The sequence below is a fragment of the Syntrophales bacterium genome (genome assembly GCA_026417625.1).
Lineage (GTDB): Bacteria > Desulfobacterota > Syntrophia > Syntrophales > UBA8958 > JAOACW01.
In genome coordinates this window covers 41,569-68,341 of sequence record JAOACW010000008.1, presented here as the reverse complement: position 1 = coordinate 68,341, position 26,773 = coordinate 41,569, and the positions used below count along the sequence as shown (strand labels likewise).

Here is a 26,773-nt window from a genome sequence, read left to right as displayed (position 1 = left end):
TTCCTTTGAGTTTTCTGTATAAGATATCCGCTTTTGATTTCCCAACCGTACGTTCAATGAAGCTTCATTACCACAAACTGAAGATCACTTTGCCAAATAAACCAATTCTGACAGGTGATGCTATTCAATCGATCCCATACTGGGGTTGACAAAAAAGGACATGGTTAATATTTTATGGCAGCCAATTTCTAAAAATGAGGTCAAAATCAGTGACCGAAAAAGTGAGTGGAAAATACCGTTGTAAAAAGAAGGGATCATTAATAACTGAAGTATGTCCAGAAAACACCTGCGAGTGGTTCATAAAGAACGAAAAGTACTATAATTGTACTTGGGTCGCCTGTCATTTCGGACCTTTTACCCTCGAAGAAGTAGGGGAAATGATGGGTGTGACGCGAGAACGTATAAGGCAGATTGAAGCCAAGGCTATAAAAAAACTGCAACACAAAAAGAGAAGAGATCAACTGAAGGACTTTGTATCTTCCGATAGTGACTGGGACGTCTGATGGGGTTTCTTAAACCCCATTTTTTTTCGCATCCGTTCGAGATATTCCCGGGTCATAAATTCACTCATAAGTATCTTTCTTTCAGTGCTTGAGTAGAGATGGACCATCACATCAAATTCCAGTTCTAGAGCTTTCCTATCATCCATAAAGGATGTCACGTTAGCAATTTTCTTAACTGCCTCTATAACAGAGGGGGAATATTGTGCCAGTTGTTCCGCCATATTTATGGCTTCCTGCATAAACCTCTCAGGCGGTGCAACTACATTAACAAGCCCAATACGTAAAGCCTCCATAGCCCCTATAGGTTCCCCAAGCATGATCAGCTCTTTTGCCTTTGTCAAACCGACTCTATTTCTTAAGGGGCTGAAAAGTGGGTTCAGCCCTAACTTGAGCTCGGGATGACCGAAAATTGCACTCTCAGACGCCACGATGAAATCACAGACAGTCGCGATATTAAACCCCCCTCCTAGAGCTATACCTCCTACAGCAGCGATTACTGGTTTTGGGCAATTATAGATCTTGTCAAGATAACGAACTATAGAGGCGAAAAAAGCCGGGATCTCTTCATCAGGTAAGGTTGACATCTCTTTCAAATCCATCCCAGCCGAAAACACATAGTCCCCCCCAGTTATAATTATCGATCTCACATCCTTCGCTTCCGCTAATCTGTCGAATACATGGTCGAGCTCTCTCCTCATTTCCCAGTTTAGGGCATTCATTTCTTGAGGGCGATTGAGGGTTACAATGGCATATCCTTTTTTTATTTCAAGTAGAATACTGTTGTAGCTCATACCTAAACAATTATTATATCAATAAGGTGAAACATAAAGGTAGTATACTCCACTGAAACTCGATTCCTGTTTATGCAATTGTTGCAAAATCGGCGAGAGCAAGCTATCTATAAGTAGTTCTTTAAAAGAAGCTTTTCGCTTTGAGGGATACACAACTTGGGGCTCTCCTTTCAATCCTGCCATAGAGGCTGCAAGCTTAACCGCAAAACTCTGGTCACCAAGTTCATCTACCAACCCTAAGGTTTTAGCCTGTCTTCCCGTAAAAACCCTACCATCAGCTATTTTTCGCAACTCTTCCTTTTTTATCTTCCTCTCCTTAGAAATCACTTCTAGGAGATGCTCGTAAATATCATCTACAAGTCCCTGCAATAATGCCCGCTCTTCAGTGGTCATTTCTCGTACAGGAGAGCCTATATCCTTGAATTTACCACTCTTGATTACAATCGAACGTAATCCAATTTTTTGCATCAATGACTCTACATTCGCAAAATGCATGAGCGCTGAGATACTACCCGTTATTGTCCCCGGATTCGCCACAATTTTGTCAGCGGCGCACGCCACAAGATAACCACCCGAAGCAGCTATACCACCTAAAGATGCGACCACTTTTTTCTTTTCCCGCAATGATTTGATAGCACTGTAGATCTCCTCAGAGGCTACTACGCTACCACCAGGTGACTCCACTCGAATAACAATCGCCTTAATCTTATCCTCCTCCTCAAATTCCTTTATCTGACGTATCGCATCTTTCGCATCAAAAAGAATGCCCTCCACCGTTATAATGCCCACTTTCTCGCTTCCATAAAGATCGACACTCTTTCTTGAAAAAAAGGTTATTAAGAATATCAGAGCAGAAAAAAACACGATAACAGTAATCATTAGCAAAACTCCGAACAGAAAAGGATGTCTTCTTAATGCTTTCATATTAACGCTTGGTATCTACTATCTTTACCTCTGATAAAACCTTCCCCAGGTTTTGCCCGACGTGTTCTTTGTTGTTCAGGTACTGCTTTACAAGCGACCCCTCTACTGTTAGCTCATAATCCTTTATGCTCAAACGAATCTTCCTGTTTTGAAGATCTATGGATTTCACAACTGCTGCTACGGTATCGCCCACAGAATATATATCAGCGGCTGATTTGACACGTCGTGGACTAAGTTCAGAGATATGAATCAACCCTTCTATCCCCTCTTCAATTTCGACGAACACGCCAAAATCAGTTATGCTTGTAATTTTCCCCGAGATCACCGAGCCAGGGGGATACTTCTCAGCAAATTCTTCCCAAGGATTCTTCTGCATCTGTTTAATTCCCAAGGAAAATTTCTCGTTCTCAACATCAACTCCAAGAACCATTGCTTCCACAACTTGACCTTTTTTGAACATTTCCCCGGGATGTTTTATTTTAGGTTTCCAGGAGATATCAGATATGTGAATCAGACCATCGATACCTTCTTCAACACCTACAAATACACCAAAGTTCGTAACATTCCTGACCACCCCTTTTATTATAGAGCCTTCTGGATACTTCTCCTTCAAAATTGCCCACGGATTCGGCATCGTTTGTTTTAACCCCAGAGAAATACGTTTTCCTTCTCTGTTCACTTCAAGAACCTTCACTTTTACATTTTCACCAATCTTCAATATCTTGGAAGGATGGCGTATGTCTTTGCTCCAAAACATTTCTGAAATGTGTACCAGACCTTCAACCCCAGGTTCCAGTTCTACAAATGCTCCGTAATCCATTATGTTCACAACTTTACCATCCACTACACTACCCACAGGATACTTTTCCTGCACATTGCTCCACGGATCCTCAGTGAGTTGTTTCAGTCCAAGGGAAACACGTTCCTTTTCCCTATCAAGCGAAAGCACCTTCACAACCACCTTATCCCCTTTATTGAAAACATCCGCCGGCCTATTCACTCGGCCCCATGAAATGTCGGTCACATGTAAAAGACCATCTACACCCCCCAGATCAATAAATACACCATAGTCGGTCACATTTTTCACCACACCTTCCACAATCTTACCCACTTCTAAACTCTCCAGAGTGGCTTTCCTCTTTTTCTCAATTTCTTTTTCCAAAACTTCTTTCCTTGAAAGAACCACATTTTTCCTTTTACGGTCGTATTTAAGAACATGAAAGGTAAGGGTTTGACCTATATATCGGTCAAGATCTTTCACAGGCCTGATATCAAGCTGGGATCCTGGTAAAAATGCTGGAACACCTATATCTACTGAAAACCCCCCCTTTATCTTACCAGTGATCCTCCCTCTGATCTCTAACTTCTCCTCGTATGCTTTTTTGACTTCATCCCAAATTCTTAAACGAACAACCTTTTCCCTGGATAGAACAAGATTACCTTCACTGTCCCTACGGTCCACAAGAACTTCAATCTGATCTCCTTCAGAAACAGTTATATTGCCTTTACCATCTTTAACCTCACGAATCGGGATATAACCCTCTGTCTTCCATCCCACATCGACCATGACTACATCTGGTGTGATTTGCACAACCCGACCAACCACAATTTCTCCCATATGAACGCTCTGTAAAGACTTTTCATACAACTCTTTAAATCCCCTCGTCTCACTATTTGAAATTTGAGACTCGCCTTTTGAACTGTCCTTTATATCTTCCCTCCCTTCTATGTTTTCCTCATGCTGTGTTAAACTGTTTTTATTAGGTCCACCACTTACCATCAAACCCTTACCCCCTGGTCATTATTAACTCATTTTGGACTGCTATCATAGGGTCTACAAAATATCAAGCATATTGACGTCACATTAACCTGATTTTTCTATCAACTATAACAATTTCACTCCCCTTTTGCAAAATAGCCATTTACCAAATTCATAATAACAGACACCACCTCATCAACGCTCATGCGGGTAGTATCTATTATATGTGCATCCGGGTGGGGCAAAAGGGGTGCAAGAACCCTTTCCCTGTCTTGGCGGTCTCTCCTCCCCATTTCATCGTGCAACTTCACATAATCAACATCCTGACCGCGCCCCAAAAGTTCAAGGTAGCGGCGCTTAACCCGCTCTTTGAAATCTGCATCGAGATAAATTTTCAGCTCCGCATCTGGGAAAACGACCGTTCCCATATCCCGACCTTCTGCAACTACGCCCCCCGAAGAAGAAACGTTACGCTGTATGCCCAGTAAAAATCTCCGGACTACTGAAAGAGTGGATACATCTGAGGCTAAACGAGCGATTTCTTCAGTTCTCAAAACATCTGTGACATCTCGCCCATCCAGAAAAACCCTGCTCTCATTGTTAACTACTTTCACACTTATATCTGTGCCTTCCACCATTTTTTTCAACAAACACTCATCGTTCCATGGAATGCCTGATTCAAGAACCTTAAGAGCCAAAGCCCTATAGATTGCCCCTGTTTCCAAGTAGATATAAGACAAATTTTTTGCAACGATTCTGCCGACTGTGCTCTTCCCTACTCCCGCCGGTCCGTCAATGGTTATTACTATTTTCTTCCTTCCCATAGATTATTCTCTACACCTTTTCCAGAAACCTCTTCGCAAGAGGACCGTCTTTGCGCCACATCCAGCAGCTATCCACCGCAAGGGTTCTAACTCCCACAGGTCTTTTAACTTCACCCCCCTCTCTTATTCGCGCGTAATAGGACCACATACCCTGAACCGCTGCAGAGGCCATTGCAAGAATCAAATTTGATAGGTGGAGGCATCCCTTTTCTCTTCCAAAATTCTCTCTTACCCAAGACGTAAATCCTGATTTAATCTCCATATTCTCCATTTTTTTAATCGAATCCTTTATCTCCGAACATCCCTCCAAGGGTGTCGCGGGCATCTCAGCACTCACCGATAAAATTTTCAGATTGGGCAATAAAATGTTCATTTTTACTAACATATTATGCATTATGCCCTTATCCTTTCTAACGCCTGTGGAGTAGACTAAAGAAGGATAAAAACGTTCATCCGTAAGTTCACCTTCAACGGCAATTACGTTTTCTCCTATTTCGTACGTGTCAATGGTGATACTTCTTCTAAATATCAATTCTCTGTCCATTAGCAGAACCTCCCCGTTAATGTTGAATTATCCCAACTTTGCTCATCTTTTAACGTTTTTCCACTGTCTTCAGCGGGAACAAAATTATCAATCCCAAGAGAAAAAATAGAGTTACCGAAAGGATTGCTGGCCGCTGACTTCCAAATGTTGCAGATAAATATCCAAACAAAAGAGGTCCTATTATTGCCGATGTCTTACCCACAAGTGAATAAACGCCAAAGTACTCAGCTTCTTTACCTTCCGGTACAAATCGAGCAAAAAGCGCACGCGTGGCTGACTGAACGGACCCAAGCCCCATTCCTGCAACTACCGCAAGTATCCAGAAATGGGCTTTGTCATAAACAAAGTAAGCTAACGAGGAAACACTAGACCACAAAATAAGCGAAAGAATTACAACTTTTTTAGGTCCCCACTCATCCGTAGGTCGTGAGAGAGCAAGTGCACCTATCAGTGCTGTTACCTGAATTAGCAAGAAAAGAACAATCAACTCTTGGTGTGTGAAACTAAACGTTGCAGAAGCAAAACTTGCTGAGAATACAATTACGGTATTTACACCATCCTCATACAAAAGATAGGCAAGAAAAAATCTCCTTATATCTCTCGACTTCCACATTTCAGAAAGAGTAGTATACGTTTTAATTACTCCCAACCTACCTGCATACAAGGGTGAAAATTGAGTCCTTGTGTCCTGGGGCAAAAAAAGAAAAGAAGGTATTGAGAATAAAACAAAAAACGCAGCTACCATTAGCCAGACGACATTGAAGTATCCCGCTTTCGCCAGTGGCAGAGCGAGAAGCAAAGATACAATTGAACCTGCATAACCTACGGCAAATCCCCAACCAGAAATCCTTCCCTGGAACTCAGTGGAAGCGATTCGAGGAAGAAAAGAGTTGTAAAAAACTACCCCTCCCTCCATACCTATGTTTGCAAGCACAATAAGAACGAATCCTAAAAGAACAGCCCCAGGCGTTAAAAAAGAAAAACCGACAACAGACCCTGCACAAATTAGAGTAAAAAGGATAAGAAACTGTTTCCGCCACCCAGCAAAATCAGCTATACCTCCCAAAAAAGGAGAAATGAGGGATATGATGAACATACTTGTTGAAATGGCCCTTCCCCACCATAGATCTCCTGATCCGTTCGCATTTCCCACTATGTTTTCGATGTAATAAACCTGAAATACAACCGCTAAAATTACAGCAGCATAGCTGGAATTGGCAAAATCATATAAGCACCAACTTATTAATGTTCTTTTGCTAAGTTTTTCATCCATCTGGTTATTCAACAACTAAGTTTCATTATAATTAATTAAAAAGCATCGCTATTACCACAAAAAAATGATAAGTAACGGGTTAATTCCCTAATTAAGTCGCTATGCCAAAAGAAATAACTCACTGGCTAATATGCTTAGAAACGGCAGATCTCCTCGGGGGAACAAAAATGGGAGATGCCGTTCTTCACAACCCAAACGCATTAAAATTGGGCGCCGTATTTTTGGATGTCTTTTTCTTTCTCGGATCAAAAAAAGCCTATCTCCCATACAAAGACCTTGCTCATATACTACACGGTGTAAACGGGGAAGACACCTACGAATTCGTCAGACATTTAATAAAAGTAGCCAAAGATAGCCCCTACAAGAATCAGATACTCTCCTTCATTGCAGGTGTGGCAACTCATATTCATGCCGATGCAGTATTCCATCCCATGGTATACTATATGACCGGAGACTGCGAAGATAACGACCCTTCTGTCAGGAGCAAAGCCATCCAGAGGCATAGATTGCTCGAAACGCTTATTGACATGTATTTCTTAAAAGGGACATATCAACCTGAAAATTTCAACATAAAAGCAATCCTAAACGGATTAGAGTTTCCGCTCATTTACCTGCTCGCCCGATTATCAGCAACTATGGATTCATCATTTCGCTCTTTGCCAAACGTTACAATCGAAGCTCTAAGGAATTTCCATACAATGGTTCAGTTATCCCGAAGAGAAAAAATCGCCCGCATACTCTTTGCCATCTCCCCTCTTCTACCCCGTAAAATTAGAGAAATCGCCGGTCTTTTCTACAGCCCTCAGCTTTATAGATTCATGCCCAGGATTGAAGGCCAACTCGAATTTCGAAACCCAGTGACTGGTAAAGAAAATAAAGCAGCCCTCAGGGATCTCTTCGACCTATCAATACAAAGGAGCATTACACTTATAGAGAAGATAGATACCATTGTTGTCACAGGAAACGAAGAAAACCTAACCGAGAGGGGACCATCCCTCAACTTCGATCTGTTGGATCAGAAGGATTACAGAGTCATTTATTCGGCGAAAGAGTCTATATTTTCGCACAAATAAAGGGAGAGGTCATGTTTTTCGCGTATGCCTCTCCCCTTCTGCAACATCAATTAAATCCCCGCCAAACGTTCTGCTGCTTTTCTATCCCTTTCAAAAGGCGTAAACAGGCGAAAATTAAGTCTCTGTGTTGCCGGAGGACCAGCTGCAATAACCGATAGGATCGGTGTGGGTGATCCAAGACCGGCTAGGGTTTCACAAAGGCGTGCCATCTTGATTCTTTTATCCGTATCTTCCCATCTTCTCGCTTGGTGGTACTTCTTCAAAAGATCACCTATTTTCGGGATTTGAAGGTCCTTAATGCTGGGCCTTGTGACTAGGATCCCCCCACCGATATCGGCAAGTCTCTGAGCGGTTTTCAAAATTGCCTCGTTCATATACAATTTAGCTGCATTTACAGTGAGCGTCTCTGGTACCATAACACCAGATGTAGTTTTATAGGCCAAAGCCGCTGCTCCTGCCACCAATCCTTGGAGGGTTTCCGCATCTATGCTCATGTCTATAAGCTTATCCACTATGTGTGTTTTATCCGCCACACCGTTGTAATCAGCCATAGCAAGACCTGCACCTATACAGAGGTCTATATAACCACAGCGACAAGCAGAGGACGCAAACCTCTGGAAGTCAGAGAACCTATGTACTAGAGCTCTCGTAGCTTTCCACTCACCGCATAGAAAAACTCTCTCCCATGGTACAAAAACGTGATCAAAAATAACGTGAGCACTCTGATGTATACCGTATTTTACATTTCCTATATCCTCGGGCTCCATGGACATAAACTTAGAATTTACACATGCAGTGTCATTAACGTGGATCACCCCCTCTGCATCCCCCGGAACAGCAAAAGCCACTGCATACACTTCATCATCAGGACCTAACGCAGTTGTGGGAACCACAAGCCTCTCATGGGCAATAGGTGCTCCCGATTGCTGAAGTTTAGCGCCATTTACAACAATACCATCCTTTCTCTTCTCCACAATTCTAACAAAGAGATCGCTGTCTGCCTGTTTATGCGGTGGTTTCGATCTATCACCCTTCGCATCGGTTATATTGCCCGAAACGGCGAGATCCTTCTCCTGGCACATCTTAACATATGCGGAAAACCGCTTATGGTACTCTGTTTTTCCACCGTTTGCTCTGTCAACCTCATAGGTTACGGACCAAAGGGCGTTTATAACTGCCCCAGCAACACACCTGCCACCAAAACATCCCCCGGTGAACCTCATCAGAGCTCGTTGTAGTTTCATCCGAGCTAGGAGATCCTCTTGTGATTGGATGATGTGGAGGAAACGATTTATTTTGTCGCCTGTCAACGGACTTTCGGTGACAATCAATTCGTGAATCTCCTCATTCAGAGTGGAGTTGCTTGCAAGATCGTACGTTGCAGCGAGTGCATTAACTGCAGGCTGAATAGCAGGATGCTTCCAGTATTCCCGCACGCGCTCTCCTCCTATATAGACTACCGTCTCCATTTTCTCCAGACTAGAAATATAATCCTTCCCATCCATTATCATGGGTTCCTTCACCCCCTTCAACGCAAGTGCAATTGTTTACCATCCTTTTGTCCACATCTCCTCGTCTTCGTAGACAATCTCATCCTTCATGTGACCTTCATGAGCATCAATCTCTATGTTGCGGCCGGGGTTGGGATCGGTAAGCATTTCTCTGTAGAACTCATGCTGAATGAGAAGATTCATGATCTCATTAGTACCCGTCCAGATCTGGATGAGTCTTGCATCACGAACCATTTTCTCTATGGGAAATACATTTGTATAACCTATACCCCCCACTATTTGCATCGAGAGATTGATTACATTCCACGCCGCATCAGTGGCAAACTTCTTAGCTTCACTTACAAGGCGGCGAGTCGTAGGTAGTTTCAGATCCGCTGCCTTACCAGCCGCATAAGTCAAGGCCCTCGCAGCATCCAGTTGGGTAATCGCCTCAGCGACTTTGAAGCTTACACCCTGAAATGTCCTAATCTTCTGACCAAAAGCCTTGCGACGATCACTGTAACGGACCGCAACTTCCAGTGCCGCTCTCCCCATACCCAGAGATGCACCGGCGGATGTTAACCTTTCTGGTACCATCATGGTGTTGAATATGTGGGCCCCTTCGTTAAGCTTTCCGACAAGATTTGATTCTGGAACTTGAACATCTCTAAACACGAGTCTTCCAGTTCCTCCACCCCTTGTCCCCATGAGCCCGTAAAGATATTTAACCTCCACACCCGGCCGATCTCGTTCTATGATAAGCAAACTTATTCTCTCGTGAGGTTTACCCGCTGGGTTCGTGTTAACGTACACAAGAAAGAAATCCGCGCTGGAAGCTCCCACGACAAATCTCTTCTGACCTCTGACGGTAAAAATCCCATTCTTCAATTCAGCCCTCGTCGTGGCTCCAAAGAAATCAGAGCCCCCTCTAGGTTCAGTAAGCGCTTCAGCAGACACAAGTTCGCCTCTCAACATGGGTTTAAGGAACTTCTCCTTCTGTTCCTCCGTACCAAAAACGCAAAGCGCCTCGCCTACAATCGAGGGCATAGCGAAAGCACAACCCAGCGCCGTCCCAAGAACACCGATTTCTTCCAGAGCAGCAATTTCAGCAGTCCAGGGTAATCCCCTTCCCCCGTATTCCTTCGGAAATCGGAGACCGAGTAGATTTAACTCCCCAAGTCTCTTCACATAGTCTCTGGGATACTGAATCTCATCTTTATCAAGTTTTTTAGTTAATTCAGGCGATACCCCTTTCACAAACTCCCTCACTTCCTGCTTCAAAACCTTCTCTTCCTCTGTTAACAACACGTCGAGTAACATCCAAGATCCCCCTTTCTATAAAAAACTTTCCAATCCTGTGTTTCAAAAAAAATGCCATCCATTCCTTCCCTCAGATCCGACTTTTGATTACCACACAACGTGTTCAACTAAAATGATGAATTGGCAAGAAAAGTTCTTTTTTGAACAACTGTTATTATTTCGACACAAAGATGAATGAATTAATGGCCGAGTTTTTATCTCTTATTCAATTATAAGGTTTCTATTTACATTGATCCCCAATTTTTTCATTCTGTGGATGAGGGTAGTTCTCTTTACGCCCAGAAGCGCTGCTGCTCCTTTTTTACCCCCAAGCCTCCCCCCTGTTATCTGCAGAGCCTCAATGATATGTTTCCGCTCCATCTCTTTCAATGTGAGAAATGGTCCCTCTATTTCAAAATACTTTGAATGATTAGAAATGGTGGGTAACCGAATATCGAAATCACCGAGAATAACAGCTCTTTCTATTACGTTGGCCAATTCACGAACATTTCCAGGCCAAGAATAGTTCATAAGCTTTTCCATTTCTCCGCGAGGAATTGAAGGACACGGTTTATTGTATTGTTGGGAGAAGCGCCTGAGGAAATGCTGGGCAAGCGGGATAATATCCTCCTTACGTTCCCTCAAAGGTGGCACTCTGATGGGGAAAACATTCAGCCGAAAATACAAATCTGATCGGAATCGTCCCGCGTGAACTTCCTTCTCCAGATCTTTATTAGTAGCAGCAAGAAGGCGAAAATCTGAATAAAGCATTTTGGTCCCACCTACACGTTGAAACTCACCTTCCTGAAGGACGCGAAGCAGCCTGCTCTGGGTCGAAAGGGGCAGCTCCGAAACTTCATCGAGAAATATAGTTCCCTGATTTGCTAGTTCAAAACGACCAGGTTTTAAACGTGTGGCCCCAGTGAAAGCCCCCTTTTCGTGACCAAAAAGTTCACTGTCAATTAGCGTTTCTGGTAGAGCAGCACAGTTAACCCTGATAAAAGGTCCATTTCGTCGAGCACTCTCTCTGTGGATTGCTCTTGCAATCAGCTCTTTCCCAACACCAGTTTCGCCAGTAATAAGAACGGTGGATTTCGTTGGCGCTACTTTATGTATCATGTTAATGAGATCTCTCATCGCTTTGCTAGAATAGACAATATCACCAAAAGGTCGGAATTCCTCTTTCTCCTCCTGATAGTAAATGTTCTGAGCCATGAGTTTTTCGTTAAGTTCCACAATCTCATCGTACGCCTTCGCTCTATCGATGGAAACAGCTATCTGAGCACCTAAAGCAGAAAGGAGACGGAGGCCGTCAGGTGTAAGATCTAGCGAAAAGTAGCGACTATCCTGATAAAGAATTCCTATGACCTGTTTTCCTAGAAGAAGAGGTGTGAGGATTATTTTTCTTCTTCCATTAGTCTTATCTCCGAAGTTTTCAGTCTGTATGACACGACTGTCCTTTTTAATCGTCACCTCGCTCATAGAGGCTTTGACCATTTTAAACTCTCGAGAATCGAAATATTCTCTTGTAAGATTTCGGGACGCTACGATGCGATACTCCGATGACCGTTTGTCCATTATAAATATCGCTGCCCTTTCAGCACCTGTCAATCTTGAAATGGATGCGACAATATTCGTCAACAGATGTTCCGTATTTTTCTGCGTCGTAAGAGCCTCCCCCATCTCGATGATTATATCGTATAATCTAGTGTCATCCCCCTCATCCAAAGATAAAAGACCTTTCAAATCACTTGGAAAAGCGGCTTTAGTTACCCTTCTTAGAAAATCCCAGGCCTTAAGGGCGACCTCTTCTGCTTCTGACCACTGTTTGACCTCAAGGTAAAGGCGCGCAAGATCAATTCTCGTTTTTGCCAGTTCCAGATGCGCGCCAACCTTTTCCAGGGTGCTTTCAATACCCCTCAGCTCTCTAATCTTATCCTTAGCCTGATAATCCGGCTCAAGGTATTTTATTTTTAGTCGTCTTATTGTGCTGTGCAGAATTGGATTCAACTGATGTTCCTTCAAACCTGAAAGGTATCCTATAACTGATTCGAGAGGCATCGGAGATTTGCCATGACGATGTAGTATGAAACCAGGTTCAAAGATATGAAAAACGTTCAATGTGTGATACCAGCTTGACTTTCGGATCTTAAAAAGAACCTTGAAGTGCTCCGCCGCCCTTTCAAAGTAGCCCTCCAAACATTCTATATTTGCAAGCCCAATCCCTGCAATTATTTCAGCCATAGGTATGTTCTCTTTCCTGGAAATTTCCAAAGCCTTCTCGAAGTAATCGCGACTCTCTTTCAAATGCATCATTTCCAAGAGAACAACACCAGCGGTAGCTAGGGAAAAACAAACAATTGGCCAGTTATTTTGCTTCTTTGCGAAATCCAGAATTGACTCAGCAATGCCAAGGGCCCTCTGTGGCATTCCTATCTGGGTATAACACTGGCAAAGGTGCAAGGCCGTAATTAGAGAAAAATCGTCTTTCCCGTATTCTTCAAGCTCCCCAAGATATTCTTCATAGGCCTGAATAGCTTTACACAAGTTACCCCTTATCAGAAACGAAAGACTTCTCAGTTGAAGTCCCCGCTTCCTCAGAGACATATCATCAAATTTTTCGATCATGCCCCACGCTGATTCGAAGTGTTGCACCGACTGCTCATACTGAAAACTCATCCAATAGAACTGTCCTATTAACAATTCCAACCTTGCGAGGGATCTTACATCCTCCACATCACCAGCCACTTCTCGGGCCTTCAATAACCATGGCCCCATCTTTTTTATGTCCGGGTAGAGAAGAGAGAGCATTACGCGTCGTTCAAGAGCGGTGAGCATTATTTTAAAGAAATCTTCAGAGTTAATCCTCTCATCGGGAATCACTTCACAAAATAGGAAAGTTAGCAGAGTATCGTAAATCCTCACTGCTTGTGATGTACGATGACACTCTTCCTCGTAAAACGCCGCCTCTAAAAGAAGTGGTAAGTCTTCATCGCGAAGACCAGCTTTTATAAGTGATTCGGCCAATAAGGGTAGGTATTTTCTTTCAGAGGGCAAATGCCTTTTTAATAAATCAGCCGCCCTGCGAAGATAGAACATCTTTTCGTTTTCCGGGATAAGTAATAAAACTTCATCTCGCGGGAAACTGCAAGTCCAGCGATAAAAACCAAAAGAACTATCAAGTGAGGTAATCCACTTTTTTTGCTTCAAAAAATTAACTACAGAAACTATACAGGAGGGACGGAACCCTTCTACATCTAGAAACCAATCAAGAGAGAAAAAATCCTGAAAAGCGGCTAGTGAGAAGAGTAAATCTCTTTCCGTCAGGGAGAGTTGATTTATCTCAAAGTTACGTCTGGACATACTATCACCCCCCTCACGTATTACTACTCATGTAGCATAAAACAAAAAATATAACTACAGTTAGATGTCGAAATATTAACACTTGAATTAAATCTCCCACGAGATTCCAAAAAATTTTGTTTTTATTAAAAGTATTTTTATAACCGGTACTTAATCCTAGGGTGGCACCATACTTGCACTTGAATAAAGCGATCCAAAATCGGAGGGGGGACACTCAATGGATTTTACTCTTTCGGAGGAACACCGTATATTTAAACAAACCATCGCAAACTTTGCTGCCAAAGAAATTGCTCCCATAGCTGAGGAAATTGACCGAAAGGATGAATGGCCAGAAGGGCTTTGGGAGAAACTCGCCAACTTGGGCATAATGGGCATTACAGTGGACCAGGAATACGGAGGAGCGGGGGCTGACCTCATGTCAGCTTTTCTAGCGTGTGAAGAACTTGCAAAAGCTTCGGGAGCCGTTGCACTATCCTGGGGAGCACACGCCAATCTTTGTTGCCATAACATCAACACCAATGCCAACGATAGTCAGAAAAAGAAATACCTACCACCTCTATGCAGTGGAGAACACATCGGTGCTTTAGGACTTACGGAACCTGGTGCAGGTTCCGACGCCGTGAATATCCAAACAACTGCAGTTCGAAAAGGTGATTATTACGTTGTCAACGGAACCAAGACGTTTATTACAAACGGTCCAATTGCCAGAACTATTGTTCTCTACGCTAAAACTGATAAAAGCTTGGGGCCTAGAGGCATAACCGCTTTTATCCTTGATACCACCTTTCCGGGATTTTCAGTTTCCAGAAAGATAGAAAAGGTGGGAAACCGTGGTTCCGCAACAGGAGAATTGATTTTGGAGGATTGTTTAATTCCTGTTGAAAACGTGCTTGGCATAGAAAATAACGGTATCGCAGTAATGATGGGTGGCCTTGACGTGGAAAGAGCTTTTTTCTCCGCCTACAGTTTGGGTTTAGCCGAAGCGGCGTTTGAAGCTTCAGTGGAATATGCTCGCCAAAGAGTGCAGTTTGGCAAACCCATTGCCTCTTTTCAGCTTATCCAGCAGAAAATCGCTGATATGTACACACGCATCGAGGCGGCAAAATTGCTATGTTACAAGGCTGTAATGCTCGCCGACGCTGCACAGAGAGGTGGAAAGGGAACAGAAGTGCACAAAGTAGCAGCGGCAGCTATTCTCTTATCTGCTGAAACAGCATGTTATGTATGTGAGGAGGCGGTCCAAATTCATGGAGGTTATGGCTATTGTCTTGAGTTTCCAGTGCAGAGATACTGGAGAGATGCAAAGCTAGGAACCATAGGTGCGGGAACATCAGAAATGAGAAGGCTCATCATCGCTAGGGAAATCTTCAAAATGTAGAGGGGGTGTAAAATGGAAAAGGAGTTTTTTGAAGACTACAAAGTAGGAGAGGTTTTGGTTTCTCCCGGCAGGACCATTACAGAAACGGATATTGTGTTGTTCTCAGCTTTCACGGGAGACTGGCACGAACTTCACACCAATGTCGAATATGCGGCTAAAACTCCGTTTGGAGAGCGAATTGCTCATGGAATGCTGGGTCTAACGGTAGGAATGGCCCTTCTCTTTCGACTCGGACCCTACGTAGCAGTACCGAAGAGTTTCATCGCATTCTACGGTATGGACACTGTCCGTTTCACAGCCCCCATAAAAATTGGGGACACTATACACTGTGAGATGACCATTTCTGCCCTAACGGAAAAGGATTCTAAAAGAGGGATCATAGAAGCTCAAAACGCTATAAAAAACCAGAAAGGTGAAACGGTTATCTTTTTTAACACTAAGATCCTCGTGGGAAGAAAACCCGCGGGTTGAAAGGAGTGAGTATATGGCAAAAAAAGTCGCAATTGTGTCCGTTGCTCAAAGCAGTGGTACTGAATCAAAAGATAGTTTGTATGATCTAACCTTTAAAGTCGCCAAAGAGGCTCTAGACAAGGCAGGTCTATCAAGAGACCAGGTGGGAAGTGTGATAACTGCTGCATCGGATGTGTTTCACAGTGGTATATCCTGTGCTAACGCTCACCACTGGGATCCAGCTGGGGCATTCTTGAAAAATGGTTCACGTCAGGATGGGGATTCCCTCTTCGCCTTGATATACGGCGCGATGAGGATTATGTCTGGGCACTACGACACAGTGTTAACGATCAGCCTATGCAAAGGTTCTGAAAACCCAGACAATGACACATGTACACTCATGTTTTCAGATCCCTTTTATTTCAGACCGCTGGGTCTCAATGAAACACTCGCAGCCGCTTTCCAGATGAAACTGTACATGAAAAAGTACAAAATTTCCAAAGAGCAGTGCGCAAAGGTTGCGGTAAAAAACCTAAAAAACGCCATTTTCAACCCTCATGCCCATAGAAAAGGCATCTTCTCGGTAGATGATGTTCTTAATTCTGAGATTGTAGCGGATCCATTAACCAAACTCCAATGTGCGCCAAAATCGGATGGTATGGTGGCCGCGGTTCTCGCTTCTGAAAAAACAGCAAAAAAAATTACTGATCGACCTGTTTGGATTCGCGGTTTCGGCACCTCTATAGATGCTTACATGATAGGGGATCGTGATCTCCTTGACGGTGAACTCAAAAATGCAGCTAAACGAGCTTACAAGATGGCGGGGATAAAAAATCCAAAAAATGAAATCGATCTTGCAGAAATAAGTGAACCGTACGCATTTCAAGAACTTCTATGGTGCGAACAACTTGGATTCTGTGAACCAGGTGAGGGAGGAAAGTTGATAGATAAAGGAATAACTGAAAAAAACGGTAAACTCCCCGTCAATCCTTCAGGGGGTGTTCTCGCTAACAACCCATACGTTTCAAGGGGTTTACAGCGCGCCTGTGAAGCTTTCCTCCAGATACGCGGTGAGGCAGGGGAAAGACAAGTTCACAGAGAAATAAAAACAGCCCTTGTACATGGAACTCACGGATTTGCCGGACAATGTCACAGTGTGGTTATCCTGGGAAGATAGGAGGTGAAAATCATGGCAAGAGCAGTTGCAATAGTCGGCGTAGGTCAAACAAATCACGGAAGGAGACTGGATGTTTCCTATCCTGATCTCGTTAGAGAAGCCATCGTGAGGGTTTTCGAAGATACGGGCTTTTCCCCCAATGATATTGACGGTGTAGTATCCGGAACAATGCCCTCAATGATGGAGGGTATTGCCCTTACCCATTTTTATTTCGCTGAGGTCATGCAAGCTGTGGGTAAACCCATTCTAAAAACGGAAACCTGTGGTTCCACTGGGGTTTCCATCGCCCACACGGCGTTTTACTGGGTAGCATCGGGAATGGCAGATGTCGTGCTGGCCGTGGGACACGAGAAGATGTCAGAAGGGGATAGTCAAGCCACGATGACTACTGTCGCAGAACCTTTTTACCAGCGCTACTTCATAGCCGGAGCACCAGGCGTGTTTTCCATGCAGTCCCAGATGTGGGCAGCTCGCTATAACCTTCCAGAAGAAAAAATACGAGATGCTGCCGCGTACATTTCCGTAACACACCATGACAGCGCATTTGACAATCCATACGCACACATCAAGATAAAAGTTACAATGGATGATGTGAAAAACTCACGTATAATAACGTACCCCATTCGACTGTTGGATGTATGTCCCAACTCTGATGGCGCTTGTGCAGTCATTTTCGCTTCTGAGAGGGTAGCAAAAAAAATGGGCCGAAAAGCAGCGTGGGTGAAGGGTGTTGGATACAGAGGTGATGAACAGTTTTTTGGCGATAGCGACAAAGTTATGTGGCAAAGCGCTATCCAATCTGCCAAGCAGGCATACGACCAGGCGGGAATCAAAAACCCACTTAAGGAGCTCGATGTTGCGGAAGTATACAATCCATTTACATACCAGGAAATGTTATTCTACGAATGCTTCGGTTTTTGTGACTTTGGTACAGCACCTGATTTAGTTCTGAAAGGAACATTCTCACGAAAAGGTGAGCTCCCTGTTTGCCCGTCAGGAGGGGTTCTGTGCACCAATCCCATTGGTGCAACAGGTCTCATACGTGTCGCAGAGGCAGCCCTCCAGGTGACAGGCAGAGCAGGAGAACATCAAATACCTGGAGCAAGACTGGCCCTCGCACACGCTATGGGTGGGGTGGACCAGTTTAACGGCATTATGATCCTGGGATCGGAAATATAAAAAATGGGGAGGTAAAGCGATGTCCAAAGAATATAGAACCTTAAAAACCGAAGTTCATCTGCCCTATGAAATCGCATACGGAGCTACATGGACAAGATTCTTCGAAGGATTGAAAGAGAAAAAAATATACGGCACCAAGTGCAAAAAATGTAAAAGGGTTTTAGTCCCTGCGAGGAGCTTTTGTCCTCGGTGCTTTGTGGAAACAGATGAGTGGGTGGAAGTAAACCAGGAAGGAACTGTGGAAGCATGGTCATATGTGAATTACCGTTATTTCGGTATGCCTACAGAACCACCTTACATTGGTGCTCTTATAAGGCTAGATGGAACAGACGTGAATTTCCTACATCTCATTGGAGGCTTTGATCTCAGCAGCTTCGAGAATGTCTCCAAAATTGTGAAAAACGGCATGAAGGTAAAGGCAGTTTGGAGCGAAGACCGAAAAGGACATATCATGGATATTCTTTATTTCAAGCCTGTGTAGAAAAAAGCCTGTCTATGGGGGAAAATAAATAAAAGGAGGTACCTATGAGCTGGAAGGAAATCTACAAAAGCAGATTGATGAGTGCCGAAGAGGCAGCAAAACTCATTAAATCTGGAGATCGCTTTTGGACACCACTTTGTCTTGGTCAACCCACTAACCTGATCATGGACGCTATCGCAGCGCGGAAGGATGAACTTGAAGATGTAGAGTACAACTTTGCCCTTGTCTTAAGACCTTACAAGATCTTTCAACCCGAATATCGAGATACATTTAAGCTAGTACCAGCATTTTACTCACCCATGCCGCATCAGCAAGCACTTGCCGACAGTGAATGGGCAAATTTCTGGCCATGCCAGAGTTCGGATATAGCAATAAAAATGCCCCATAGGAAGCGACTTTACCCGAGAAGGATGGGAATCATCACGCAGGTCACACCCCCTGATGAACATGGTTATGTAAACCTCGGCCTTGACACCTTTTATACCTACACCCTTATGCAGCAAGCAGATTACATCATCGCTGAAGTAAACGATCAGATGCCAAGAACATACGGGGAAACCAATTTCCACGTATCTATGTTTGATGCTTTTGTGGAAAATTCCAGTCCAATTCCTGCAATACCAACTCCCCAACCCTCAGATGTAGAAGTTAAAATGGCGGAAAACGTTGTTTCCTTGATTAGAGATCGCGATTGCCTCCAGGTGGGTATTGGAGCAGTTCCAGCAATGATAAGCAAGTTGCTACTGAACTCAAATCTCAAAGATCTTGGTATTCACACAGAAATGGCACCTGCTGGAACACATCTACTTGTGGAAAAGGGCATTGTTACATGCAAATACAAAAAAATAAATCCCGGCAAAATAGTTCTCGCTTTCACACTCGGCGACAAAGAACTATACGATTTTCTAGCCAATAACCCTATGTGCGAATGGCGACAGACGTTCTACGCAAACAACATAAGTGTAATAGCTCAGGAACATAACGTGGTGGCAATCAATGGCTCCGTAGAGATAGATCTCTACGGTCAGATTAACTCTGAATCTTACGGTTTCAGAATGAGAAGCGGAACAGGTGGACAACTCGACTTCGTCATTGGTGCCTTCTTGTCTCCTGGTGGAAGAGCTATAAACCTCCTTCCCTCCACCGCAATGAAAGGTACACGATCTCGCATTGTTCCAACATTGAGCCCCGGTGCCCGCGTTACAGTGCCCCGCCATTATGCGGGTATAGTGGTCACTGAGTATGGCATAGCAGATCTCTATGGAAGAACAGAACCGGAAAGGGCTGAGGCACTAATCAACATCGCCCATCCCAACTTCCGCGAAGAACTGGAGAAAGCAGCTAGAGAGATGGGTTTGCTTAAGAAAAAAGTATTCTGATTGAAAAAGAGGAGAACCCGGTTGCTCTTCTTTTAGGGCAACCGGGGAGTAATTATGGAAGAGGTTTATATGATTGAGTTCACAGACGAACAAAAGATGCTCAGGGAAACGATACGCCAATTTGCCCGAAAAGAGGTCGCACCTCTGGCTTATGAAATAGACCGGGATGAACGCTTTCCCATAGAGAGCTTTAACAAGCTTCGAGACATGGGACTCTTGGGTATCACAGTTCCACCCGAGTTCGGAGGCGGAGGTGCTGGTTACACAGAGTTATGCATAATATGCGAAGAATTGTCCGCCGTTTGCCTTTCCACTGCTGCCTCCTGGGGAACTCACGCTCTACTATGTGTTGATAATATCAGACGCAATGGAAACGAATTTCAGCTAAAAAAGTACCTACCATCTCTCTGCAAGGGTGAATTGATCGGCGGGTTGGCGATGACGGAACCCACCGCTGGTTCCGACGTAATGTCCATGCGCCTTAAAGCGGAACACAGGGGTGATTTTTATGTACTGAACGGTAGTAAAATCTTTATATCCAATGGCCCTGTGGGTGACATCTTCGTTGTTTATGCAAAAACCGCTCCCGAAATGGGCCCCAAGGGAGTATCAGCCTTCATTGTCGAAAAAAACTTCCCCGGTTTCCAGAGGGGGAAAAAGTTTGAGAAGATGGGCTGGCGAGGATCACCGACTGGTGAGCTGATATTTGAGGATTGCCTAGTTCCCGCTGAGAATCTTCTCGGTGGGGAAAACAGAGGAGCCCAAGTTCTTATGAGTGGTCTCAATACAGAAAGGGTATGTCTAGGTGCCATGTCCCTTGGTCTTTCCCGTGGTGCTTATGAATGTGCACTTAATTATGCAAAACAAAGGATCCAGTTTGGAAAACCAATTGCATCATTCCAACTGATTCAAGCAAAACTAGCAAAAATGGCGATGCTTATTGAGCTCTCACATCTTATCACCTATAAAGGCGCTAAGATGGCCGATATGGGTATGCACATGTCCCGTGAAATGAACCTTATAGCTTCCTACACTAAGCTTTTCACAGCGAGAGCTGCTATGAAGATAACGACCGAAGCAGTCCAAATACTGGGTGGCTACGGCTATATGAAGGAATTCCCAGTGGAGCGCATGATGCGCGATGCAAAACTCCAGCAAATCGGAGGGGGAACAGACGAAATCCAGATCCTCATAATCGCTAGGGAAATCCTTGGCCTCAAAGATTTCTCCTGAGGGAAAGAGGAATCATGTTTGACGTGCGGAAATGTGATTTCTGCGGTGAATGTCTCGAAAGTTGTCTTTACTTGAACTTCGATAAAGTAAGTGGAGGAAAAGCATTAAAGAACCTATACCAGTTTGGGGAAGGAGCATGGTTAAATAAATGCATCACCTGTTTTGCGTGCAATGAATTTTGCACTAAGGGAGCCCGACCTTTCGACCTCATCTTGGAACATCTGGGGAAAAGAGGTGACTACGTAAATTCAAACGTTTTATCCTTAATTCAAGAACGCTTTTCCCCTAAAGAACCATTCCAAGCCCCTAAAGTCAAAGGTCGCATCCTCTCCCTCTGCACAGTTGCAGGCAATCTACCCCACCCCCCTGAAGGCAGACTATTTGAAGGTTTAGAATTGGTAAGGGGACGGCACTTCTTCTGTAATGTTTTATTTGTGCACCTTGGCAATAAGAGTATCGTTCAAGAAAAATTACCTCACCTAGTTGAAAAATACGCATCTTTTGGCTGCGATGAAATCATTTTTATGCATGACGACTGCTATACATTAATGACTGACCTTGCACCCCAATACGGTATCGAACTACCTTTTAGGCCTGTACACTTGTTTGAATACCTAAGGGACAAACTTCAGGAATTGAAGTCAAATGTCAAACCCCTTAACGTAAAGGTAGCATATCAGAGACCCTGTGCCTCCCGTTTAACCCCTTGGAAAGAACCACTCCTCGATGAAATTTTTCACTTGATTGGAGTTTTTCGGGTAAATCGGACCTACGACAGGGAAAACTCCATGTGCTGCGGACAGGATCTTAAAGGTCTCGTCAAAAGAGGAGATAAATTCCCCTACTTTCAAGATGATAATGTCCGAGATGCGGTCGCGAGCGGCGCGCAGGCCATGGTTTTTCTCTGTCCAATGTGCCTGGATGCTCTCTCTGACAAATGCAAAACAGCAAATCTTATACCTCTGATGCTTACCGATATCTGTCGTCTAGCCATTGGCGAACTATGAAACCCATATATTTAGACCACTGTGCTACAACTCCTCTAAGAAGAGAAGTATGGGAAGCAATGGTACCCTTCATAAAAAAACACTTTGGAAACCCATCAAGCACGCATGCATTCGGAAAAGTAACGAAGAATGCAATTGAAGAATCTCGTTATCAAGTAGCCAGATTGATAGGCGCCGATGCGGAAGAGATTATCTTTACTGGAAGCGGTACGGAAGCAAACAATTTAGCTATTCGTGGTGTGGTAGAATGTCAACAAAACAGAGGAACACACATAATAACCTCAGCTATTGAGCATCCATCGGTGCTAAACACATGCAGAGACCTCGAACGAAAGGGATTAAGCGTCACGTACATACCAGTTGATAGCACAGGTACAGTGGACATTGATGCTATTAGAGAGGCGATCACTGATAAAACCATTCTGATAACCATAATGCATGCGAACAATGAAATAGGTACGATCGAACCCGTTGAAATTATAGGGAAAATTGCAGAAGAAAACGGTGTTCTGTTTCATATAGATGCTGTGCAGACTGTGGGGAAAATTCCTCTCGACGTCAGGCTTTTACCCGTAGATCTCATGTCATTTTCAGCTCATAAAATAAACGGACCAAAGGGTGTAGGCGCCCTCTTTGTCAGACGGGGCACAAAAATCAGCCCTATAATTACAGGAGGTCACCAAGAAAGAAATATCCGGGCGGGGACAGAAAATGTCGCAGCAATTGTGGGGTATAGCAAGGCATGTGAAATTGCAGAGAAGGAGATGCAAGAAAGAACTGAAAATCTCCAGTATTTACGTGATCTACTTCAAAAATCCATTATTGAAAAATTCCCCGATTGTCGTATACACGGTAATACTGAGAATCGCTTGCCCCATATTCTGAGTATTTCATTTCCTATGCTTGATGGCGAAGAGATTACAAAATCTCTTGATAAAGAAGGTGTAGCCGTATCTGCGGGTTCTGCATGCACCTCAGGAAAGAAAGACATATCTCATGTGATTGCTGCTCTTGGAGTTCCTCCGGAAGTAGCAAGAGGTACAGTGAGATTCAGTCTCGGATGGGGTAATACAGAAAGACAAATAAAACGGGCGGTCGAAATCATAACGAAGGTGTTACAAAAAATGTACGCACTTCAGGAACTTGAGAAATCTCTGGGGAGTCGCCGCTGTTACTAGTGCGAGATTTCTAACAACGAAGATTCTTTTTTTCAGCTACATGCAGGGTAAAATCATAAGGTGAGTTATACTTAAAAAAGATCTGCTGCTGAAAAATGAATCATAAGATACAGATAGGCACTTCTGGATGGAATTATAACCACTGGGAAGGTGTATTTTATCCACCAGGGCTTCCCAAAAAGAAGTGGCTCCCGTTTTACAGTCAACATTTCTCCACAGTTGAAATAAACGCCACATTCTATAGACAACCAAAACCAAGCACATTTGAAAACTGGCGAAACCAAACACCTGAGGGATTCGTTTGGGCAGTGAAGGCAAATAGATTCATCACCCACATCAAACGTCTCCAGGAGGTGAAAGATCCACTGGCGAAGTTTTTCACTGATGCTAGCAATCTTGGAGAAAAGTTTGGTCCTGTTCTTTTTCAGTTACCCCCGAGTCTCATGTTCAAAGAGGATACTCTACTGCGTTTTTTGGATAACGTTGTGATATATAGGCATCCATGTGCATTGGAGGTGCGCAACAAAAGTTGGATAAACGAGAGAGCCTTCTCAATCATGGAAAAATACGGTGTCGCCTTCTGTATATCTGATACGGCGGGTAGATACCCCTATGCCGAGGTGATTACCGCAAGTTTCGTGTACATTCGTCTCCACGGATCTAAGAAACTGTACGCTTCAAGCTACACCGAGGATGAGTTGCACATCTGGGCAAATAAGATTTTAGAATGGCAAAGAGAAACTTACGTATTTTTCGATAACGACTTCGGCGGATATGCCCCAATGAACGCCTCAAGATTGAAAGAAATTCTGGCAAAAAAGCGGTAAACTTTAGTTGATGCCTGCTGGAAGTAAATTTATTAACATCTAAGTTTTTTCTTTCCCCTCCAGTTTAGGATTACATCAGGTATAATCATTGGAGTTCTTCTCTTGTACTCAATATACGCCTCACCAAAGCGTTTCTCCAACTCAGGCTCTTCGATAAGTTTAAAATGCACGATGCTCAATACCACAAAGAGGGGTGCATATAGAAAAACAAGTGATGGTGATTCCGTAATAAAACCAACACCAAAGAGAATAAGATATACACCTGAGAGCATTGGGTTTCTCGTGTAAGCATACGGACCGGTATCAACAAGCACATCCGGTGGATTAATAGGTACGGGGGTTCCCCCGACTTTAAAAAACTGAAGAACCGACCATCCCCACAACAACACACCTATAAATAGCAGTGGAATAGAGACAACGACACTCCAGGGGTAGTGTAAGGGTCCCGAAATATGGAAAAATTCATCGGTTTTAAATGCAATGAGTATAAGAAGAACAATCCCTAAAAGAAAGAAACTCGCGAATATCGGGGTTAAAATTTTGCGCAACCGATTCTCACCCGTGACTATACGGTAAATAAAATTCACAATTATCCTCATAAACAGCGAAAATCCATATCTGTATACTTGCTACTATCTGAAAGGTTCTTAAGACAAAACTTAATGCCCCCGGCGCGATTCGAACGCGCGGCACCCGGATTAGGAATCCGGTGCTCTATCCTCCTGAGCTACGGGGGCACCGGAATATGAGTAACATGCCTCATTTCGCTGTGTCAACAAAATTTGCTCCACGTGAAACTCTATGGTTCTACTTTTTGCGTACCCCCCTATAAGGCGTATATGACAGGCTGTTTCCTCATCAAGTACCGCCTCAGGTGCAAGTCCCACAAGCTCAGAATCTAAAATCTCCACACCTGAATTCATAGCCAATCTTTTAACTTCATCGAAGGCTTTCCTCATCGAAGTTACCCTGTAGTCTGTAAGATTCATTGAAACCTGAACAATACTTCGGCTACGCAAAAATAAACCCAGCGCTTTGACGTGAGGCAAACCACCTCCCGATTCCCTAACTGCGCGCGCAATTACTCTCGCCAACTGGAGATCGTTGGAGTCAAGATTCACGTTAAAGGCCACCAATGGAATCCTTGCCCCAACGGCAGTCACCCCACATTTTGTATGACATAACGCCGGACCTTCGTCAGGTAGCCAACTTCGGTCATTTATACGTGAGCGCAAACCCTCCAGACCACCTTTTCTTATACGTGACAAGTTTCTTCTCTCCTCACTAGTTGCCGCTTCTTCATAATAATAAACTGGTACCTGAAAATGCTCTGAGAAAAGTTTTCCAAAGCTTCTCGCTGTGCGAACAGCTTCTTCCATAGTCACCCCAACGAGGGGCACAAAAGGTACCACATCAAGGACCCCGATACGGGGATGTACACCTTCGTGTTTGCTTATGTCCAGACATTCAACTACCACTTCTCCCAAAGCTAGTGCCGCTTCTAGTACAGCATCTTGCCCTCCCATAAATGTAAAAACAGATCGGTTATGATCAGGATCAGAGTGGACATCACACAATCGAACACCTCTAACACTTTCTATCGCCTTAACTATGTTCGCAATTTTTGTCGGATCCCGACCTTCACTCACGTTGGGCACACACTCAATGATCTTATTCATTCTCCACTTTCCTTCTCCTCAAAAAGGGCATCCACAAACTCGCGAGCACTAAAAGGCCTGAGATCATCCAATCCCTCACCTATACCAATGTACCGAATCGGTATTCGCAGTTCACTGGCAATGCGAAGAATAACTCCTCCTTTCGCCGTTCCATCAAGCTTCGTAAGGGCAATACCTGTAACACCTGCCTCCTCTTTGAACGTTCGAGCCTGTACAATGCCATTTTGACCGGTTGTTGCATCAATAACGAGTAATACCTCATGGGGTGCTCCGGGAAGTTCCCTTGCCATGATACGCCTTATTTTCTTGAGCTCCTCCATTAAATTAACTTTTGTATGAAGACGTCCCGCTGTATCAACTATTACGATGTTTATACCTCTTGCCTTTGCCGCCTGCAAACCATCATAAATCACCGCCGCAGGATCGGCATTGACTTTTTGACTTATCATGGCTACGCCTACCCTTTTGCTCCACATATCCAGCTGCTCGATCGCAGCGGCTCTAAAGGTATCGGCAGCCACAAGCATCACAGACTTCCCTTTCTGTTTGAACTCATGGGCAAGTTTGGCTATCGTTGTTGTCTTTCCCGTTCCATTTACCCCAACTACCATGATCGTATAGAGAACGTTATCAGGGATAACCAATGGTTCTTCACACCTAATAAGTATATCCCTCATTATTTCTTTTAAAACCGGTATAAGCTCATTTGCACTGATTATTTCTTTCCTTCTTACGTGATCTTTCACTCTATCTATGAGTTCAAAAGTTAAGGCAGGACCGATATCAGCCTTAATCAGAATCTCCTCTAATTCATCGTAGAGGCTCTGATCGATCTTCCTATTTCTGAACAGGATTTCGTTTATATCTGTGAAAAGTAATTTGCGGGTCTTTTCAAGACCCTGCTTCAAACGATCAATGAAACCTTTTTTTTCACTCAACATTTTATCTACACTTTTTCTTGT

Annotated in this window: 22 protein-coding genes, 1 tRNA gene and 1 pseudogene; 12 read left to right on the top strand and 12 right to left on the bottom strand. The window is 43.8% G+C overall.

The window, feature by feature from the left end; translation table 11 throughout:
• The first annotated feature begins 356 nt into the window (after positions 1-356).
• Positions 357-503, top strand: a pseudogene (locus tag N2317_06680) (hypothetical protein).
• Here the strand turns inward: N2317_06680 and N2317_06675 are convergent.
• The 6 genes from N2317_06675 to N2317_06650 form a co-directional block, all read right to left on the bottom strand.
• Positions 458-1,294 carry an enoyl-CoA hydratase/isomerase family protein gene (locus tag N2317_06675; protein MCX7817176.1) on the bottom strand — a complete coding sequence of 279 codons (837 nt, stop codon included), beginning with the start codon at positions 1,292-1,294 and terminating at the stop codon, positions 458-460. The pseudogene N2317_06680 and the gene N2317_06675 overlap by 46 nt on opposite strands.
• An 18-nt stretch (positions 1,295-1,312) precedes the next feature.
• Positions 1,313-2,173, bottom strand: coding sequence for a signal peptide peptidase SppA (gene sppA / locus N2317_06670; GenBank protein MCX7817175.1), 861 nt, complete (start codon positions 2,171-2,173; stop codon positions 1,313-1,315).
• A 46-nt stretch (positions 2,174-2,219) separates the two neighbouring features.
• The gene (locus tag N2317_06665; protein ID MCX7817174.1) at positions 2,220-3,998 is read right to left on the bottom strand and encodes a 30S ribosomal protein S1; all 1,779 of its coding nucleotides are present in this window, start codon (positions 3,996-3,998) and stop codon (positions 2,220-2,222) included.
• A 116-nt stretch (positions 3,999-4,114) separates the two neighbouring features.
• Positions 4,115-4,801 carry a (d)CMP kinase gene (gene cmk, locus N2317_06660; GenBank protein ID MCX7817173.1) on the bottom strand — a complete coding sequence of 229 codons (687 nt, stop codon included), beginning with the start codon at positions 4,799-4,801 and terminating at the stop codon, positions 4,115-4,117.
• A 10-nt stretch (positions 4,802-4,811) separates the two neighbouring features.
• Positions 4,812-5,345 carry a DUF2889 domain-containing protein gene (locus tag N2317_06655; protein ID MCX7817172.1) on the bottom strand — a complete coding sequence of 178 codons (534 nt, stop codon included), beginning with the start codon at positions 5,343-5,345 and terminating at the stop codon, positions 4,812-4,814.
• A 49-nt stretch (positions 5,346-5,394) separates the two neighbouring features.
• On the bottom strand, positions 5,395-6,618 hold the full coding sequence (locus N2317_06650) for an MFS transporter (protein MCX7817171.1): 1,224 nt from the start codon (positions 6,616-6,618) through the stop codon (positions 5,395-5,397).
• A gap of 101 nt (positions 6,619-6,719) precedes the next feature.
• On the opposite strand from N2317_06650, the gene N2317_06645 reads away from it, so the two are divergent.
• A complete protein-coding gene (locus tag N2317_06645) occupies positions 6,720-7,691 on the top strand; it encodes a zinc dependent phospholipase C family protein (protein MCX7817170.1) in 972 nt (323 codons plus the stop codon).
• A 50-nt stretch (positions 7,692-7,741) separates the two neighbouring features.
• Here N2317_06645 and N2317_06640 read toward each other — a convergent pair whose 3' ends face one another.
• From N2317_06640 to N2317_06630, 3 genes are all read right to left on the bottom strand, one after another.
• Positions 7,742-9,214 carry a 4-hydroxybutyryl-CoA dehydratase gene (locus N2317_06640; protein MCX7817169.1) on the bottom strand — a complete coding sequence of 491 codons (1,473 nt, stop codon included), beginning with the start codon at positions 9,212-9,214 and terminating at the stop codon, positions 7,742-7,744.
• 24 nt (positions 9,215-9,238) lie between these two features.
• The gene (locus N2317_06635) at positions 9,239-10,501 is read right to left on the bottom strand and encodes an acyl-CoA/acyl-ACP dehydrogenase (protein ID MCX7817168.1); all 1,263 of its coding nucleotides are present in this window, start codon (positions 10,499-10,501) and stop codon (positions 9,239-9,241) included.
• Between the two features lie 201 nt (positions 10,502-10,702).
• The gene (locus N2317_06630; GenBank protein ID MCX7817167.1) at positions 10,703-13,843 is read right to left on the bottom strand and encodes a sigma 54-interacting transcriptional regulator; all 3,141 of its coding nucleotides are present in this window, start codon (positions 13,841-13,843) and stop codon (positions 10,703-10,705) included.
• A 217-nt stretch (positions 13,844-14,060) separates the two neighbouring features.
• Here N2317_06630 and N2317_06625 point away from each other — a divergent pair, with 217 nt between their 5' ends.
• The 10 genes from N2317_06625 (at position 14,061) to N2317_06580 (ending at position 24,132) form a co-directional block, all read left to right on the top strand.
• Positions 14,061-15,221 carry an acyl-CoA dehydrogenase family protein gene (locus tag N2317_06625; GenBank protein MCX7817166.1) on the top strand — a complete coding sequence of 387 codons (1,161 nt, stop codon included), beginning with the start codon at positions 14,061-14,063 and terminating at the stop codon, positions 15,219-15,221.
• A gap of 12 nt (positions 15,222-15,233) precedes the next feature.
• Entirely contained in the window at positions 15,234-15,692 is a 459-nt protein-coding gene (locus N2317_06620; protein MCX7817165.1) for a MaoC/PaaZ C-terminal domain-containing protein, read from the top strand.
• 13 nt (positions 15,693-15,705) lie between these two features.
• The gene (locus N2317_06615) at positions 15,706-16,848 is read left to right on the top strand and encodes a thiolase family protein (protein MCX7817164.1); all 1,143 of its coding nucleotides are present in this window, start codon (positions 15,706-15,708) and stop codon (positions 16,846-16,848) included.
• Between the two features lie 12 nt (positions 16,849-16,860).
• Positions 16,861-18,027 (top strand): thiolase family protein, encoded by a 1,167-nt coding sequence (locus N2317_06610; GenBank protein MCX7817163.1) that lies wholly within the window; start codon positions 16,861-16,863, stop codon positions 18,025-18,027.
• Positions 18,028-18,046: 19 nt separating this feature from the next.
• The gene (locus tag N2317_06605) at positions 18,047-18,508 is read left to right on the top strand and encodes a Zn-ribbon domain-containing OB-fold protein (protein ID MCX7817162.1); all 462 of its coding nucleotides are present in this window, start codon (positions 18,047-18,049) and stop codon (positions 18,506-18,508) included.
• A 44-nt stretch (positions 18,509-18,552) separates the two neighbouring features.
• Positions 18,553-19,887 carry a 4-hydroxybutyrate CoA-transferase gene (locus N2317_06600; GenBank protein ID MCX7817161.1) on the top strand — a complete coding sequence of 445 codons (1,335 nt, stop codon included), beginning with the start codon at positions 18,553-18,555 and terminating at the stop codon, positions 19,885-19,887.
• A 69-nt stretch (positions 19,888-19,956) separates the two neighbouring features.
• Positions 19,957-21,120 carry an acyl-CoA dehydrogenase family protein gene (locus N2317_06595; protein MCX7817160.1) on the top strand — a complete coding sequence of 388 codons (1,164 nt, stop codon included), beginning with the start codon at positions 19,957-19,959 and terminating at the stop codon, positions 21,118-21,120.
• A 14-nt stretch (positions 21,121-21,134) separates the two neighbouring features.
• Entirely contained in the window at positions 21,135-22,127 is a 993-nt protein-coding gene (locus tag N2317_06590) for a (Fe-S)-binding protein (protein ID MCX7817159.1), read from the top strand.
• Positions 22,124-23,305 (top strand): cysteine desulfurase, encoded by a 1,182-nt coding sequence (locus N2317_06585; GenBank protein MCX7817158.1) that lies wholly within the window; start codon positions 22,124-22,126, stop codon positions 23,303-23,305. Before N2317_06590 ends, N2317_06585 begins: the two co-directional genes overlap by 4 nt.
• A gap of 95 nt (positions 23,306-23,400) precedes the next feature.
• A complete protein-coding gene (locus tag N2317_06580) occupies positions 23,401-24,132 on the top strand; it encodes a DUF72 domain-containing protein (GenBank protein ID MCX7817157.1) in 732 nt (243 codons plus the stop codon).
• A 32-nt stretch (positions 24,133-24,164) separates the two neighbouring features.
• Here N2317_06580 and N2317_06575 read toward each other — a convergent pair whose 3' ends face one another.
• The 3 genes from N2317_06575 to ftsY all read right to left on the bottom strand — a co-directional run bounded on the left by N2317_06575 (position 24,165) and on the right by ftsY (position 26,752).
• Positions 24,165-24,719, bottom strand: coding sequence for an isoprenylcysteine carboxylmethyltransferase family protein (locus tag N2317_06575; protein ID MCX7817156.1), 555 nt, complete (start codon positions 24,717-24,719; stop codon positions 24,165-24,167).
• Positions 24,720-24,795: 76 nt separating this feature from the next.
• A tRNA-Arg gene (locus tag N2317_06570) sits at positions 24,796-24,869 on the bottom strand.
• Positions 24,870-25,807: 938 nt separating this feature from the next.
• Positions 25,808-26,752: a signal recognition particle-docking protein FtsY gene (gene ftsY / locus N2317_06565; GenBank protein ID MCX7817155.1), complete on the bottom strand. Its 945-nt coding sequence runs from the start codon at positions 26,750-26,752 to the stop codon at positions 25,808-25,810.
• Positions 26,753-26,773: the final 21 nt, after the last annotated feature.

What these genes read in the sequence shown, in the direction of transcription:
- N2317_06615 (MCX7817164.1), top strand. Translation starts at nt 15,706, where the DNA reads ATGGCAAAAAAAGTCGCAATTGTGTCCGTTGCTCAAAGCAGTGGTACT.
- N2317_06605 (MCX7817162.1), top strand. Translation starts at nt 18,047, where the DNA reads ATGTCCAAAGAATATAGAACCTTAAAAACCGAAGTTCATCTGCCCTAT.
- N2317_06595 (MCX7817160.1), top strand. Translation starts at nt 19,957, where the DNA reads ATGATTGAGTTCACAGACGAACAAAAGATGCTCAGGGAAACGATACGC.
- N2317_06630 (MCX7817167.1), bottom strand. Translation starts at nt 13,843, where the DNA reads ATGTCCAGACGTAACTTTGAGATAAATCAACTCTCCCTGACGGAAAGA.
- N2317_06580 (MCX7817157.1), top strand. Translation starts at nt 23,401, where the DNA reads ATGAATCATAAGATACAGATAGGCACTTCTGGATGGAATTATAACCAC.
- N2317_06635 (MCX7817168.1), bottom strand. Translation starts at nt 10,501, where the DNA reads ATGTTACTCGACGTGTTGTTAACAGAGGAAGAGAAGGTTTTGAAGCAG.
- N2317_06625 (MCX7817166.1), top strand. Translation starts at nt 14,061, where the DNA reads ATGGATTTTACTCTTTCGGAGGAACACCGTATATTTAAACAAACCATC.
- N2317_06600 (MCX7817161.1), top strand. Translation starts at nt 18,553, where the DNA reads ATGAGCTGGAAGGAAATCTACAAAAGCAGATTGATGAGTGCCGAAGAG.
- N2317_06585 (MCX7817158.1), top strand. Translation starts at nt 22,124, where the DNA reads ATGAAACCCATATATTTAGACCACTGTGCTACAACTCCTCTAAGAAGA.
- N2317_06665 (MCX7817174.1), bottom strand. Translation starts at nt 3,998, where the DNA reads ATGGTAAGTGGTGGACCTAATAAAAACAGTTTAACACAGCATGAGGAA.
- N2317_06645 (MCX7817170.1), top strand. Translation starts at nt 6,720, where the DNA reads ATGCCAAAAGAAATAACTCACTGGCTAATATGCTTAGAAACGGCAGAT.
- cmk (MCX7817173.1), bottom strand. Translation starts at nt 4,801, where the DNA reads ATGGGAAGGAAGAAAATAGTAATAACCATTGACGGACCGGCGGGAGTA.
- N2317_06675 (MCX7817176.1), bottom strand. Translation starts at nt 1,294, where the DNA reads ATGAGCTACAACAGTATTCTACTTGAAATAAAAAAAGGATATGCCATT.
- N2317_06620 (MCX7817165.1), top strand. Translation starts at nt 15,234, where the DNA reads ATGGAAAAGGAGTTTTTTGAAGACTACAAAGTAGGAGAGGTTTTGGTT.
- sppA (MCX7817175.1), bottom strand. Translation starts at nt 2,173, where the DNA reads ATGATTACTGTTATCGTGTTTTTTTCTGCTCTGATATTCTTAATAACC.
- N2317_06590 (MCX7817159.1), top strand. Translation starts at nt 21,135, where the DNA reads ATGTTTGACGTGCGGAAATGTGATTTCTGCGGTGAATGTCTCGAAAGT.
- N2317_06610 (MCX7817163.1), top strand. Translation starts at nt 16,861, where the DNA reads ATGGCAAGAGCAGTTGCAATAGTCGGCGTAGGTCAAACAAATCACGGA.
- N2317_06655 (MCX7817172.1), bottom strand. Translation starts at nt 5,345, where the DNA reads ATGGACAGAGAATTGATATTTAGAAGAAGTATCACCATTGACACGTAC.
- ftsY (MCX7817155.1), bottom strand. Translation starts at nt 26,752, where the DNA reads ATGTTGAGTGAAAAAAAAGGTTTCATTGATCGTTTGAAGCAGGGTCTT.
- N2317_06650 (MCX7817171.1), bottom strand. Translation starts at nt 6,618, where the DNA reads ATGGATGAAAAACTTAGCAAAAGAACATTAATAAGTTGGTGCTTATAT.